The sequence below is a fragment of the Arenibacterium sp. CAU 1754 genome (assembly GCF_054482635.1).
In genome coordinates, this window is sequence record NZ_JBTLRG010000004.1 from 97,800 (window position 1) to 111,998 (window position 14,199).

Sequence of the window (14,199 nt, forward strand, 5' to 3'; positions counted from 1 at the left end):
CGGTTCCGGTGAACAGGTCGCACATGCGCGGATCATGATCGCATCGCCACGCCTTTGGGATCATAGGGGGACGGGGCGATCACGCGGGCGGGGCGTTCGACACCGACCACATGCACCGACAAGGGCGTGCCCGTGTCAGCGCAGTCGCGGTCAACCAGCGCCATGGCGAGTGATTTTTCCAACGTGTGCCCATACCCGCCCGAGGTCACAAAGCCGACCTTGCGGTCGCCTGACCAGACCGGTTCATACCCGCTTGCGTCCGCGTCCAGCGCGTCGATTTCAAGCGTGACAAGCACCTGCGCCGGGCCGGGACCGTCGCGCTCGGCCATCGCGGCGGCGCGACCGACAAAGTCACCCTTGTCCCATGCGATCCAGCGGTCCATCCCGGTCATCGCGGGGGTGTAACCCTGGGTGAATTCCGCCGACCAGATGCCGAATGATTTTTCAAGCCGGGTCGAAAGCATGGCGTTGAAACCACATTCGCGAATGTCCTGCTCCGCGCCCGCCGCAAGCAGCATCTGGCGCAGCGCGATATGATCGCCCATCCGGCAGTTGATTTCATACCCCATCTCGCCAGTCACCGACATGCGCGCAACGCGAGCCCGCACAAGGCCGATGTCGAACGATCCGCAGCCCATGAACGGCAGGCCGGATATGTCCTGTTCGGCCAGGGTTTCGATCACATCGCGGGATTTGGGGCCGACAAGGGCAAACCCGGCGATTTCCTCGCCTAGGTCGGTGACGGTCACGCCGTCCTGCAGATGGTCGCTGAACCAGCGCATATGCCAGGCGCGCAGGTAATAGGACCCCATGATCCACCAGGTTCCATCGCCCCAGTTCAGCACCGTCAGATCCCCTTTGAGCCTGCCCGTTTCGCTGAGCATCGGGGCCAGTGCGGCGCGGCCTGGCTTGGGCAGTTTGCTGGCCATGAGGCGGTTCAGCCAGCGTTCGGCATTGGGCCCGGACACCGCGAACCGGGAAAATCCGGTGATATCGAGCAGGCCAACACCCTTGCGGATGGCGTTGCATTCCTGCGCCACGATGTCATGCGCGTTGGATCGTTTCAGGGTCGGCGTTTCGACAAAGCCATTGGGCGCGAAATAGAGCGGCACCTCGAGATCCCAACTGGCGCCCCATTTGCATCCCGCCTCGGTCATGGCGGTATGGGCGGGGGCCATCTTAAGCGGGCGACCGGCGGGCAACTGCTCGTTCGGGTAGGTCATCACGAACCGGCGAGAATAGAACTGCCCGGTGGTTTCACGGATATAGCGTTTGTTCTGGGCAAAATCGCCATAGCGGGCCACGTCCATGCCGAACACGTCTGCCTCGGGTTCGCCGTGGATCATCCATTCGGCCAGGGACTTGCCAACGCCGCCGCCTTGCAGGAATCCGGCCATGACCGCGCAGGCGCACCAATACCCGGGCTTGCCGGGGACCGGGCCGACCAGCGGATTGCCGTCCGGCGAAAAGGTAAAGGCGCCGTTGACCCATGTTTTAACGCCGACCTCCTGCAGGCAGGGATAGCGTTCAAACCCGAGGGTCAGTTCCTTTTCGATGCGGTCCGTGTCTTCCTGAAATAGCTCCACTCCATAGTCCCACGGGGCGCCGTCCATGGCCCAGTGTTCGTGATCAACCTCATAAATGCCCAGCAAAACGCCCTTTTGATCCTGTCTGAGGTAGGTGAACCCCTCAAGGTCCACGGTCATCGGAACTTCGAAATCGATCTGTTCCAGTTCCGGAATGGTATCCGAGACCAGATAATGGTGTTTGAGCGGTGAGACCGGCAATTCAATCCCCGCCATGCGCCCGACCTGTTTGGCCCAAAGCCCCCCGGCGTTGACCACGTGTTCGGTGTGGATCGTGCCCTTTTCGGTCACCACGTCCCAGCCATCGGACGTCTGGTGCAGTTCAAGAACGCGGTTGTGTTCAATCACCTCGGCGCCGCGTTTCTTGGCCGCGCCGGCATAGGCATGCACGGTGCCCGTCGTGTCGATATAGCCTTCGCGGTCAGCCCACATGCCGCCCAACAGACCGTCGGTGGACATGATCGGGTTCAGTTCGCGCGCCTCTTGCGGCGTCACAAGGCGGCAATCCTCGATCCCGATGGACTGGAACACGCGATAGGCCGATTGCAGCCATTCCCAGCGGTCCGGCGTTCCGGCCATGGTCAGCCCGCCGGTCATGTGCAGGCCGATGTTCTGACCGCTTTCCTGTTCGATCTCGGACAAGAGGTCGATCGTATAGGCCTGAAGCTGGGCAATGTTCGGATCGGCGTTCAGGGCATGGATGCCGCCCGCCGCGTGCCAGGACGATCCGGCAGTCAGAACGCTGCGTTCGATCAGGCAGACATCGCGCCATCCGAATTTCGCAAGATGATAAAGAACCGAGGCGCCCACCACGCCACCGCCGATCACCACGGCCTGATAATGCGCCTTCATGGATGCCTCCCCCCCTATTGTCGGACTGTCCTGTTTGAAACGACGGTATTCAGCCGGGGCACGTCCGTCTAGACATTTCTGTCCAGTACGATTTGGGGGCTTTTTCTACAGGTCAAAGTCAAACTCGCCCTTGCCTTAGGGCGGCTGTCTCAGAACAGGCCGTTATCGTTTTGGGACTCGCCCGCAATGACCTGCAGCACGTCCCAATGCTCGACGATCCTGCCGTTTTCGTCAAAACGGAAGACATCCATCCCCGCATAATCATCGCTTCCGGGCCATGTCTGATGGCAATGCAACACCACCAGCTCCCCCTGCGCGACCGAGCGCACAAAACGCACGTTTTTGCCCGGGTATTCGGTGGCCATACGCTCAAAATAAGCGATGAAGGCATCCTTACCGTCGCCCACATGCGGATTATGCTGGGTATAGGTTTCACCAACAAACCGCGCGATGGCCTCGCGCGGTTTGCACTGATTGAACATCAGGTCGTAAAACGCCTTGGCGTTTCGGGTGTTGGCGTCGATGTCCTGTGTCACAACGCCTCGATGATGGTGACGTTGGCGATACCGCCGCCTTCGCACATGGTTTGCAGCCCATAGCGTTTTCCGCGCGCCTTGAGCGCGTGCACCAGCGTCGTCATCAGTTTTGCCCCCGATCCGCCCAAGGGGTGGCCCAGCGCGATGGCGCCGCCATTGACGTTGAGCTTGTCCGGATCCGCGCCTGTGTGCTGCAACCAGGCCAGCGGGACCGGGGCAAAGGCCTCGTTCACCTCGTATAGGTCGATATCATCGATCTTCATGCCAGCGCGCTGCAGCGCACGGTCGGTGGCGAACAAAGGCTCTTCCAGCATGATGACCGGATCGCCTGCGGTGACGGTCATGGCGTGAATACGGGCCAGCGGGGTCAGCCCATGGGTTTTCAGCGCCTGTTCCGAGACAACCATGACAGCGGCCGATCCGTCGCAAATCTGGCTGGCGTTGGCGGCGGTGATGCGGCCCCCTTCGACCAGCGTTCGGACAGACCCAATACTGTCGAGCGTTGCCTCGCGCCGGATACCTTCGTCGTGAATGTGGCGTTCGGGGCCTTTTTCCGTTTGCACGTCCAGCGCCAGTATCTCGGCATCAAATGCACCAGAGTCTGTGGCCGCAATCGCGTTCTGGTGGCTGCGCAGTGCGAACCGGTCCAGATCGTCTCGGCTCTGCTTCCATTTCTCGGCGATCATCTCGGCGCCGGTGAACTGGCTGAAAATCGTTCCGGGGTGTTTGCGATCCAGACCGGGGCTGGTGGGACTGCCGGGTTCGGGCGTGCGGCTCCATCGGCCGGTCGATCCCATGGCGACGCGGCTCATGCTTTCGGCGCCGGCGGCGATGACCACATCCTGAACGCCGGACATGACGGCCTGGGCGGCAAAGTGGATCGATTGCTGGGACGACCCGCATTGACGATCGATCGTCACGGCAGGCACCGATTGCGGCAGGGTCGACGCCAGCACAGCGTTGCGTCCGAAATGCAGGCCCTGTTCGCCCGCCTGGCTGACGCAACCCATGATGACATCCTCAACCGCGTCGGGCGCGATGCCGGCCCGGGCGACCACATCATCCAGAACGGCCGCGGCGAGATCGACAGGGTGCCAGCTGGAAACGCGGCCTTCCCTTTTGCCACCGGCAGTCCGGGTGGCGCTGACAATATAGGCTTCGGGCATTGGTTCATCCTTGATTGACGGGGGTCAGGTCGGCACGCAGGGTAAATGCAAAGCGCGGTATTTCAATCCCCCGAGTGACAAAAGCGTTCAGGCAATCGGCGCCGGGTTACAGCGCCGCACTGGGGCGCGATTTGACGTTTTCATACCATGATTGCGTGGCGGTGTTGGCATCGGGAATGCGCATCTTGATGACGCGCGCAAAGTCGAGAAACACAAAGGTGGTGATGTCGGCCAGCGTGAAATGGTCGGTGGCGATGAACGGGCTTTGCTGAAGCCGCTCTTCGACAATGTCAAAGAAGGCCGCCGCGCGTTTCATTCCGCGTTCGGCCAGTTCCGGGATTTGTTCATAGTTTTCCGTCCCGGTTATGGCGCGTCCCTTCATGTGCGGGTTGCCGTTGCGCAGGGCCTCGCCGATGGGCATGCCGCCTTGTTGTTCTGCGATGGCGTTCCACATCATCACCGCGCCCTTTTCCTCGGCATTGCGCCCCATGAGGGGCGGTTCGGGAAAGGCCGCTTCGAGATAGGCCGCAATGCCGAGGTTTTCGGACAGCACATTGCCCTCCTGTGTGACGAGGACGGGAATGGTCGCGCGCGGGTTCACGGCCAGAAATTCGGGTGTCAGCTGTTCGCCCTTGGCGATGCTGATATCGCGGGTTTCAATATCCAGCCTTTTTTCGGCAATGAACATCCGGGCACGGCGCGGATTGGGCGCGGTGGAACAGTCGTAAAACAGCATGTGATTTCTCCCCCCTTGGTTGCCGCCAGCATTGTTGCATTCGCGCCTTGGCACAAGGGGGCGTGACGCAGGGTTCAGGCCCTCAGGGTGCGTGCGACGGCCCGGGCGATCACCTGTTCCTCGTCCGTATTGATCACCATAACACGGATCGGCCCAAAACCGATCCGCGTCTGGTTCTCTGCATTCGCCTGCAAATCCAGTTCCAGCCCGAGAAAGCCCATGCCGCTCAGGACGCGGGCGCGGATTTCAGTGGCGTTTTCGCCAACCCCGCCGCAGAACACGACACCATCGAGCCCGCCCATCACGGCCGCCATTGCACCCAGTTCACGCTTGATCCGGAAGACGTAGTAATCAATGGCTTGGCGCGCGTGTTCGGCGTCGCTGGCCAGCAGTGTGCGCATGTCGTGGCTAATACCGGACAGACCTTTCAGCCCGCTTTCCTTGTAGAGCATGGTGGTGATTTCAGCACTGCTCATGCCCTGATCCATCAGATACAGCAGCACGCCGGGGTCGAGTTGGCCACAGCGGGTTCCCATGGGCAGGCCATCAAGCGCGGAAAACCCCATGGTCGAGCCAATGCTTTGCCCGCTCCTGATTGCACACATCGAGGCCCCGTTGCCCAGATGGGCAACAACCACCCTGCCCCGTGCAAGTTCGGGCCAATCGCGCTGCAGAACACCCGACACGTAATCGTAGGAAAGACCATGAAACCCGTACCGGCGTACCCCCTGATCATAGTATTTGCGCGGCAGCGCAAAGGCATCGTTCACAAAGGGATGGCCCCTGTGAAACGCCGTATCGAAACACCCCACCTGAACCGCGTCCGGAAACGCCTCTTGCGCAGCGGCAACAGCGGCCAGGTTATGGGGTTGATGCAGCGGGGCAAGCGGGATCAGGGCGGTAAGCTGATCGATCACCTCGGGTGAAAGTTCGACCGGTTCGCCAAACGTCTTGCCGCCGTGAACGATGCGATGGCCTACCCCTGCCACCTTTTCGCCGTCCAGCACGGGCGCAACCGCCCGCAAGATGGCGCGGACGGCACCGGCATGATCCGCCGGGCCGATTTCACTTGTCCCGCCGCCGTCCCCCTTGAGGATGAGCCGGGCAATCGGCCCAAGGTTCTCGACCTGCCCGGCCTGCAGCAATTCCGGCTCGTCCCCGTCGCGGTAAACCGCGAACTTGATCGAGGAACTGCCCGCATTGAGGGTGAGAAGAATGCTCATGCCCGACCTCGCGCTGCGTGCAGAGCCGCCACCGCGCAGGAGGCAAGCCGCGATTTTTCGTCATCCGCACGGCTGGTCAGGATCACCGGGCAGCGCGCCCCCATCACGATGCCCGCCGATTGGGCATGGGCCAGATAAGTCAGCTCCTTGGCAAGCATGTTGCCGGATTCCATGTTGGGGGCGACCAGGATTTCAGCCCGGCCCGCGACCAGCGAATGAATGCCCTTGGTCGCGGCCGCCCCCAGATCGATGGCGTTGTCCATGGCCAGCGGCCCATCGACCAGACCGCCCTTGATCTGACCGCGTTCCGCCATTTTCGACAGGATCGCTGCGTCCAGAGTCGACGGGATGGCCGGGTTCACCTTTTCCACAGCCGACAGAACACCGACCTTGGGTTCGACAATGCCCAGGCTGTGCGCCAGATAAATCGCGTTCTGGATGATATCCGCCTTGGTCTGCAGATCGGGCGAAATATTGATCGCCGCATCCGTTACCATCAAAAGATGCGCAAGGCCCGGCACGTCCATGACGAACACATGGCTCAGGCGGCGCCCGGTGCGCAGACCGGTTTCGCGTTTCACGATTGCCCCAAGGAACACGTCCGTATGCAGGTGCCCTTTCATCAGGGCGGCGGCCTGCCCGGAATGCACCATGGCCACCGCTTGCGCCGCCGCAGCGTGGTGATCGGGCACATCCACGATCGTGTAGCCGGACAAATCGATATCCGACTCCTCGGCCGCAGAGGCGATCTTTGCCGCGCTGCCGATCAGGATGGGCGTGATCAGCGTGTGCTGCGCTGCCAGGATGGCCCCGCCCAGCGCGTCAGGCTCTTCGGGGGCAACAACGGCGGTGGGGATCGGCGGCAGCGGTTCGGCCAGTTCGAGCAGACGGTCGAAATGCACATGGCTTTGCACCGTCAGTCCAGGGATTTGCATGTGCTGGAAGGTCATCGGTTTTTCGGGGGCGAACACCTCGGCCTCGCCCTCGACGATCATCCGGCCATCTTCGGCCGAAACGGTGGTGTCAAATCGCACCAGCCGCCCGTCGCCCTTGCCCGTAATGCGTACCTTGGCCGTCAGGGTTTCGCCCGCGTGGGCCTGACCGACGAACCGCAGGGTCTGCGTGTGATAGAGCGTCCCCGGCCCCGGCAGATCACAGCCCAGAACCGCCGAGATCAGCGAGGCCACCCACATGCCCGGCGCGACCGCCTCGGGGCGGCCATCGCCGTCACCGTCCTCTTTCGGCAAGTGCATCGGGTTCAGATTGCCGGACGAATTGGCAAAGACATAAAGGTCGTCGGCCCGCAGAACGCGTTTCAGTTCGGCCTCCATCCCGATTTCCAACTGGTCGAAAGGAACGTTTTGCATCTGCGCCTGCATCCTTGGCTGATCCGGTTGGTCCAGAGGTAACGGCAAATCCGGCGCAATGCTACGGATTCGCGCCCCTATAGCCCGCCGATCACTTGCGATAGATAAAGCAACGCCCCTCGACCGCGCCCTCGGGCAGCGGCAGTTCGGTCAACGTTTCGAAATACATCCGGTCGCTGGACACCATCAGCCCCCCGGGTGCCAGAAGCGGTTCAATCAGCGGCGACACCTTGCGCGCGAAAATGTCGTTCTTTTCCCGGTTGTGCCCGCCCAGATCGGCGTGGATCAGGCTGGCGGTCGGGCCAAAGCGTTCAACGGACTGGGGCAGCGTTTCCATCACGTCGCCAAGAATTGTCAGATCTTCCGGCGGTGTCGAATCCGGATGTGAGGCAACCGCACGTTCGAACACATAGATGTCACGTCCGGTGATCTTTTCGCGCATGTGGTGATAGGTGCGCCCGTTGCCGAGGCCAAGTTCAAAGGTCGGCCCGGTCATGTGGGCGGTTTCGGCAATGGCAAAATCCAGACAGGCGCGTTGCGACACCATGCGGTCGATGAAAAGGTCAAGGCGGCTCACGGGTGCGATCCTTTGTTGGGGCCTGTGTGTCGGCCGGGTCGCCAAGTCATGCCAAATTTCCACGCCGATGTGTAGGCCGCCTGCGACAACAATTTCACGTGTTCCTCACGGGTGCGTGCAATTGTCATTTGACTAGCGGGTCGGCGCCAAGCGAAGGTAGTCCCCGAAGACTGGGGGTTAGACAAAGAATGATGTGCAATGCGTAACCGAATGAAAGTTCTCGCATGGCCCCTCTGCTGACAGTCGAGAACCTGAGCATCGGGTTCGGCCGCGACGACCCGGTGGTGCGCGATGTCTCGTTTCAGGTTGAACAGGGTCAGACACTGGCCCTGGTCGGGGAATCCGGGTCGGGCAAAACGGTCACCTGCCGTGCCATCCTGCGCATCCTGCCCAGAATTGCGCGCATCCATTCGGGCCGGGTGGTGCTGAACGGGCGCAACGGCCCCCTGGAATTGTCCGCCCTCGGCAAGCGTGCAATGCGCGATGTGCGCGGCGATGCTGTGTCGATGATCTTTCAGGAGCCTATGCGCTCCCTGTCGCCGCTTCACAAGATCGGTAATCAGGTGTCCGAGGTGCTGTTGCTGCACAAGGGTGCCAGCAAGACCGAGGCCAAACGCGAGGTTCTCGCCACGTTCGACCGGGTCGGTTTTCCCGACCCCGAACGCGCTTATGGCTCCTACCCTTTCGAAATGTCGGGCGGAATGCGCCAGCGAGCGATGATCGCCATGGCGATGGTGTCAAAGCCCGACCTTTTGATCGCGGATGAGCCGACCACGGCGCTGGACGTGACCACGCAGGCACAGGTTCTGGGCCTGATGAAGGATTTGCAGCGCGACACCGGCATGGCGATGATCCTGGTCACCCATGATCTGGGCGTGGTGGCCAACATGGCCGAACAGGTCGTGGTCATGCACAAGGGCCGCGTGATGGAATCCGGGGCCGCCGCACCCTTGCTGAACGCGCCGGCGCACCCCTATACCCAACAGCTTTTTGACGCCGCGCCCAGTATACCGGCACAGGCCATCGCACCGCCCCCGTTGCCCCGGGACGATCTCATTCTTGAAATGAAAAACGTCTCGAAGACCTATTTCATGCGAGGCTCGTCCTCGTGGAAACCCAGCGCCCCGATACAGGCCTGCCGGGGCATCGATCTGGCGCTGCCGCGCGGCAAGACGCTGGCCGTGGTCGGCGAAAGCGGATCGGGCAAGACCACCGCGGCACGTATCGCGCTGGGGGCCGAACCGCCAGATTTGGGGGGCGAAATCATGTTTCGCGCCACATCTGATGCGGCCCCAATGCCGGTGCATGCCATGGACAGCGCCGAACGGTTTGCCTTCAAGAAACAGGCCCAGATGGTGTTTCAGGATCCGTATTCGTCGCTCAGCCCGCGTATGCGAATTCTGGACGCCCTCAGCGAACCGCTGGACATTCACGGGATCGGCACCCGGTCGGACCGGCGCGACAGGGCCGCGCAGATGCTGAAACAGGTCGGCCTGAATTCGGGAATGCTGATGCGGTATCCGCATGCGTTTTCAGGCGGTCAGCGACAGCGCCTGTCGATCGCACGGGCGCTGATGCTGGATCCGGCCCTCGTCGTTTGTGACGAACCGACCTCGGCATTGGATGTCTCGGTTCAGGAACAGATCCTGAGCCTGCTTGAGGATATCCGCGACCGGATGAACCTGAGTTACCTGTTCATCAGCCACGATCTGGCCGTGGTCGCGCGCATCGCCGATGACGTAGCGGTGATGCGCCAGGGGTTGATCGTTGAACAGGCCCCGCCGGAAACCTTGTTCAACAACCCCAAACATCCCTACACGAAGGCCCTGATCGCGGCGCAGCCGACGCCTGATATCAACCGCCCCATCGATTTGAAGCTGGTGGCACAAGGGGCCGGATCGCCCGAAAGCTGGCCCGAGGCTTTCCGGTTCTCCGCCAACGTCGTACCGGCGCTGACGCAAATGGACCCCGGACACAAGGTGCGTTGTCATGTCTAAAATATTTCGCAAACTGATCCTCCCCGCAGCGATTGCCTGGGCAACCACCTGCGGTGCCGCAGCTGCGGACCCGACCCTGCAGGAGGGGTCCTTCTGGAAATCAGAAGTGACGCGCGGCGACCTGCCGCCGGTCACCGAGCGCGCCCCTGCGGTGCCGCTGTTTGTCGATCTTGAGGCCAAGGGGCGCCAGTTCGGCATCCAGGGCGGCACGCTCGCCACAATGGTGTCACGTGACAAGGACATCCGCCAGATGGTCGTTTACGGCTATGCCCGGCTGGTCGGGTATGACCAAGGATACAATCTGGTTCCCGACATTCTGGAACGGTATGAAAATCAGGACAACAAGGTATTTACGCTGCATCTGCGTCCTGGCCACCGCTGGTCGGATGGCGCGCCGTTCACCTCGGCCGATTTCGAATACTGGTGGAAAGATGTCGCAAACCATGCGGAACTGAGCCCGGCCGGCCCCCCAGATTTTCTGCGGATCGATGGCAAATATCCCAACGTGACATTCCCTGATGCGACCACGGTCGTGTTTGAATGGGACGCGCCAAACCCGAATTTCCTGCAGTCGCTGGCACAGGCGCGCCCGCCGTTCATCTATCGCCCGGCGCATTACCTGAAACAGTTCCACATTGATTACGCCGATCCCGCCAAACTGGAAGAGGCCATCAGCGAGAGCCGCGTCAAAAGTTGGGCGGCGCTGCACAACAAGCGGGACAACATGTACAAGTTCGACAGCACGTCGTTGCCGACCTTGCAGCCGTGGATCAATTCCAGCGCGGGCAAAAAGATCCGGCATCTGTTTGTGCGTAACCCCTATTACCATCGGTTCGACAGCCATGGTGTTCAACTGCCCTATATCGACGTCGTCGAGATGGAGATCGTGACGGGCGGTCTGGTTGCGGCCAAGGCAAACGCGGGCGAGGTGGACCTGCAGGCGCGCGGACTGGATTTCCGCGACATCCCGATCCTGCGCAAGGGAGAGGTGGATGGCGGCCACTACAAGACCCTGCTGTGGGCGAACGGCACCGCAAGCCAGATCGCAATCTATCCGAACCTGAATTATGCCGACCCGGTCTGGCGCGAGGTATTGCGCGATGTGCGGGTGCGGCGGGCGCTGTCCCTGGGTATCGACCGGGACACAATCAACCGGGCGCTGTTTTTCAAACTGGCAAAACCGGGGGCGATGACCGTGCTGCCCGCCAGCCCATTTTTCGACCCCGCCAACCGCGCGGCCTGGGCCGCGTTCGACCAGGAACAGGCAAATGCCCTGCTGGACGCGGCGGGTCTGGATAAGAGGCGCAAGGACGGTATCCGATTGTTGCCTGACGGACGCCCGATGGAGCTGGTGGTTGAAACCGCCGGTGAACGACAAGAGGTCGAAAACGCCCTGCAGATTGTTACCGACACCTGGCGTGAAATCGGCATCAAGATGGTGATGCGTCCGCTGGACCGCGATATTCTGCGCAATCGCATCTATTCCGGCACCACCATGGCGGCGGTCTGGTACGGGTGGGACAATGGCATTCCTCAGCCCTACACATCGCCCGACTATCTGGCCCCGCGCCATCAGGAGTTTTTCGCCTGGCCCAAGTGGGGTCAGCACTATCAAACCGGCGGAGAGGCCGGCGAAGCGCCGGATATGGAACCCGCGATCCGCCTGATGGAACTGTCACACCAGTGGGAAAAGGCCCAGACCGACGAAGAACGGAGCGCCGTCTGGCGCGAAATGCTGGCCATTCACGCCGATCAGGTGTTCGGCATCGGCATCCTCGCCGAAGCGCCACAGCCGGTGGTGGTGTCCAACCGCCTGCGCAACGTTCCCCAAAAAGGCATCTGGGCCTGGGATCCGGGGGCGCATTTCGGCATTCACCGTCCGGATGAATTCTTTTTCGCTGAGGGCATGACGGACTGATGTCCACTTTACGCTACGCTGTTTATCGCTTTGGCACGATGCTTCTGACCCTGCTGGTGGTGTCGGCACTGATCTTCATGATCATCAACCTGCCGCCGGGCGATTACCTGTCCAACCAGATCAGCGAATTGCGGGCCACGGGCCAGTCTGCCGGCGTGGCCAAGGCCGAATTTCTGCGTAAGGAATATGCGCTCGATCGCCCGCTCTATCAGCAATACCTGATCTGGGTCGGGTTCATCCCCGGACCGCAAGGGTACTCGGGCCTGCTGCAGGGCGATTTCGGCTGGTCATTTGAATTCGACCGCCCTGTTTCCGAGATCGTGGGCGACAGCCTGTGGCTGACCGTTCTGGTCAACCTTGCGGCCGTTCTTTTCGTGTATCTCGTCGCGTTGCCCCTGGGCATTCTGGCGGCGGCCAAATCCAAGACCTGGGTCGATTACACATCAGCCTTTGTTGGCTATCTCGGGTTGGCCACACCCAATTTCTTGCTGGCGCTTATCCTGTTTTACTATGGGCACAAGTATTTCAACCTGCCCATTGGAGGGTTGATGGACCCGTCGTTCGAATCCGAGCCGCTGAGCTGGGACAAGGTGAAATCCATCCTGCTCCACCTGATCGTGCCGACCTTCGTGATCGGCACGTCCGGCGCGGCGGCGATGATGCAGCGGCTGCGCGCGAACCTTCTGGATGAGCTGAGTAAACCCTATGTGGAAACCGCCATCGCAAAAGGGCTGAGCCCGGTGCGCATGCTGGTGAAATATCCGTTGCGCGTGGCGTTCAACCCGTTTGTGGCGGATATCGGGAACCTGCTGCCGTCGATGGTGTCGGGGTCGGTTCTGGTCTCCGTGGTCCTGGGCCTGCAGACCATCGGCCCAACCCTGTTGACCGCGCTCAAGACGCAGGATCAGTTTCTGGCCGGGTTCGTTCTGATGTTCGTGGCGCTGCTGACACTGGTCGGCACGATGATCTCGGACATCCTGCTGGTTCTGCTGGATCCGCGCATTCGCTATCAGGGGCGCCAGTCATGACCCAGTTACCCGATGGCCGCTATGTGGACGATGCACCCTATGATCCGGAGACCAGCATTCAGACACTGGAACGCAGCGATCTGGACGCGCCCAACTGGTTGTTGGTGTGGCGCCAGTTCAAACAGCACCGGCTGGGCCTGATCTCGGGCATCTTTCTGTTGTTTTCCTATCTGATGCTGCCGTTTGCGGGGTTCATCGCCCCCTACACCCCGAACGAGCGTCATTCCGAATATCTCTATTCCGCACCCCAAAGCATCAACCTGTTTCATGAGGGCAAATTCATTGGGCCCTATGTCTATGCGGTGTCTTCCCAACCCGATCTGGAAACTTTCCAATGGGTGTTCACGACGGATGAGACCAAACCGATGAAGTTGGAGTTCTTCTGCGAGGGCGGCACCTATCGTCTGGCCGGCTTTATCAAGACTAACCGGCATCTGTTCTGTGCGCCCGAGGGGGCAACCATTTTCCTGTGGGGGTCGGACCGGTTGGGCCGTGACGTGTTCAGCCGCATCCTGTTCGGCGCCCAGCTGTCGCTGACCGTGGGCCTGATCGGGATCACCGTTTCCTTTGCTCTGGGCATCTTTTTCGGCAGCGTTGCAGGGTATTTCGGCGGCGGGATCGACTGGGGCATCAACCGCGTGATCGAGATTCTGCGATCCCTGCCCGAATTGCCGCTGTGGCTGGCCCTGTCGGCGGCCGTGCCGTCAAACTGGGGGCCGGTGGCCGTGTTCTTTATCATCTCGGTTATCCTGGGCATTCTTGACTGGCCGGGATTGGCACGATCGGTGCGATCCAAATTCCTGTCCCTGCGGGAAGAGGAATATGTGCGCGCGGCCGAAATGATGGGGGCCTCGTCAAGCCGGGTCATCCGCAAGCATCTGCTGCCCAATTTCATGTCGCACCTGATTGCCAGCGCCACACTGTCGATCCCGACAATGATCCTGGGGGAAACGGCGCTGTCGTTCCTGGGCCTTGGCCTGCGCGCCCCTGCAGTAAGTTGGGGTGTCATGCTGAATGACGCGCAGAACCTGGCCAATATCGAGATCTATCCCTGGACCGCCTTGCCGATGGTGCCGATCATCGTGGTCGTACTGGCGTTCAACTTTCTCGGGGACGGGTTGCGGGATTCACTGGACCCCTACCATCACTGATCTGCGTGATGTCGCGTCCTGCCCTGTCGCACGCGCGGCGGCTGGGTGGGAATTTCGGCACA

Annotated in this window: 11 protein-coding genes; 4 read left to right on the top strand and 7 right to left on the bottom strand. The window is 61.3% G+C overall.

Going from position 1 to position 14,199, the window contains the following annotated elements; all coding sequences use genetic code 11:
* Positions 1 to 32 precede the first annotated feature (32 nt).
* From ACXYMO_RS15125 to ACXYMO_RS15155, 7 genes are all read right to left on the bottom strand, one after another.
* Entirely contained in the window at positions 33 to 2,438 is a 2,406-nt protein-coding gene (locus ACXYMO_RS15125; RefSeq protein ID WP_458879567.1) for a GcvT family protein, read from the bottom strand.
* A 149-nt stretch (positions 2,439 to 2,587) separates the two neighbouring features.
* A complete protein-coding gene (locus ACXYMO_RS15130; RefSeq protein WP_458879568.1) occupies positions 2,588 to 2,974 on the bottom strand; it encodes a nuclear transport factor 2 family protein in 387 nt (128 codons plus the stop codon).
* The gene (locus tag ACXYMO_RS15135) at positions 2,971 to 4,140 is read right to left on the bottom strand and encodes an acetyl-CoA C-acetyltransferase (RefSeq protein ID WP_458879569.1); all 1,170 of its coding nucleotides are present in this window, start codon (positions 4,138 to 4,140) and stop codon (positions 2,971 to 2,973) included. Before ACXYMO_RS15135 ends, ACXYMO_RS15130 begins: the two co-directional genes overlap by 4 nt.
* Positions 4,141 to 4,246: 106 nt before the next feature.
* On the bottom strand, positions 4,247 to 4,876 hold the full coding sequence (locus tag ACXYMO_RS15140) for a glutathione S-transferase (protein WP_458879570.1): 630 nt from the start codon (positions 4,874 to 4,876) through the stop codon (positions 4,247 to 4,249).
* Between the two features lie 74 nt (positions 4,877 to 4,950).
* Positions 4,951 to 6,099: an acetate/propionate family kinase gene (locus ACXYMO_RS15145; protein ID WP_458879571.1), complete on the bottom strand. Its 1,149-nt coding sequence runs from the start codon at positions 6,097 to 6,099 to the stop codon at positions 4,951 to 4,953.
* Positions 6,096 to 7,466 carry a bifunctional enoyl-CoA hydratase/phosphate acetyltransferase gene (locus ACXYMO_RS15150; RefSeq protein ID WP_458879572.1) on the bottom strand — a complete coding sequence of 457 codons (1,371 nt, stop codon included), beginning with the start codon at positions 7,464 to 7,466 and terminating at the stop codon, positions 6,096 to 6,098. Before ACXYMO_RS15150 ends, ACXYMO_RS15145 begins: the two co-directional genes overlap by 4 nt.
* Positions 7,467 to 7,557: 91 nt before the next feature.
* Positions 7,558 to 8,043: a class I SAM-dependent methyltransferase gene (locus ACXYMO_RS15155; RefSeq protein WP_458879573.1), complete on the bottom strand. Its 486-nt coding sequence runs from the start codon at positions 8,041 to 8,043 to the stop codon at positions 7,558 to 7,560.
* Between the two features lie 224 nt (positions 8,044 to 8,267).
* Here ACXYMO_RS15155 and ACXYMO_RS15160 point away from each other — a divergent pair, with 224 nt between their 5' ends.
* Genes ACXYMO_RS15160 through ACXYMO_RS15175 form a run of 4 tightly spaced genes read left to right on the top strand, consistent with a single transcriptional unit; the run spans position 8,268 to position 14,137 of the window.
* On the top strand, positions 8,268 to 10,040 hold the full coding sequence (locus ACXYMO_RS15160; RefSeq protein ID WP_458879574.1) for an ABC transporter ATP-binding protein: 1,773 nt from the start codon (positions 8,268 to 8,270) through the stop codon (positions 10,038 to 10,040).
* Positions 10,033 to 11,958 (top strand): ABC transporter substrate-binding protein, encoded by a 1,926-nt coding sequence (locus ACXYMO_RS15165; RefSeq protein WP_458879575.1) that lies wholly within the window; start codon positions 10,033 to 10,035, stop codon positions 11,956 to 11,958. The genes ACXYMO_RS15160 and ACXYMO_RS15165 overlap by 8 nt, the downstream gene beginning before the upstream one ends.
* Positions 11,958 to 12,986, top strand: a complete 1,029-nt coding sequence (locus ACXYMO_RS15170) for an ABC transporter permease (protein ID WP_458879576.1) — start codon at positions 11,958 to 11,960, stop codon at positions 12,984 to 12,986. Before ACXYMO_RS15165 ends, ACXYMO_RS15170 begins: the two co-directional genes overlap by 1 nt.
* Positions 12,983 to 14,137, top strand: coding sequence for an ABC transporter permease (locus ACXYMO_RS15175; RefSeq protein ID WP_458879577.1), 1,155 nt, complete (start codon positions 12,983 to 12,985; stop codon positions 14,135 to 14,137). Before ACXYMO_RS15170 ends, ACXYMO_RS15175 begins: the two co-directional genes overlap by 4 nt.
* The last annotated feature ends 62 nt before the right edge of the window (positions 14,138 to 14,199 follow it).

Excerpts from the sequence above, each read along its gene's own strand:
- ACXYMO_RS15125 (WP_458879567.1), bottom strand. The coding sequence starts at position 2,438 with ATGAAGGCGCATTATCAGGCCGTGGTGATCGGCGGTGGCGTGGTGGGC.
- ACXYMO_RS15135 (WP_458879569.1), bottom strand. The coding sequence starts at position 4,140 with ATGCCCGAAGCCTATATTGTCAGCGCCACCCGGACTGCCGGTGGCAAA.
- ACXYMO_RS15140 (WP_458879570.1), bottom strand. The coding sequence starts at position 4,876 with ATGCTGTTTTACGACTGTTCCACCGCGCCCAATCCGCGCCGTGCCCGG.
- ACXYMO_RS15145 (WP_458879571.1), bottom strand. The coding sequence starts at position 6,099 with ATGAGCATTCTTCTCACCCTCAATGCGGGCAGTTCCTCGATCAAGTTC.
- ACXYMO_RS15150 (WP_458879572.1), bottom strand. The coding sequence starts at position 7,466 with ATGCAAAACGTTCCTTTCGACCAGTTGGAAATCGGGATGGAGGCCGAA.
- ACXYMO_RS15160 (WP_458879574.1), top strand. The coding sequence starts at position 8,268 with ATGGCCCCTCTGCTGACAGTCGAGAACCTGAGCATCGGGTTCGGCCGC.
- ACXYMO_RS15165 (WP_458879575.1), top strand. The coding sequence starts at position 10,033 with ATGTCTAAAATATTTCGCAAACTGATCCTCCCCGCAGCGATTGCCTGG.
- ACXYMO_RS15170 (WP_458879576.1), top strand. The coding sequence starts at position 11,958 with ATGTCCACTTTACGCTACGCTGTTTATCGCTTTGGCACGATGCTTCTG.
- ACXYMO_RS15175 (WP_458879577.1), top strand. The coding sequence starts at position 12,983 with ATGACCCAGTTACCCGATGGCCGCTATGTGGACGATGCACCCTATGAT.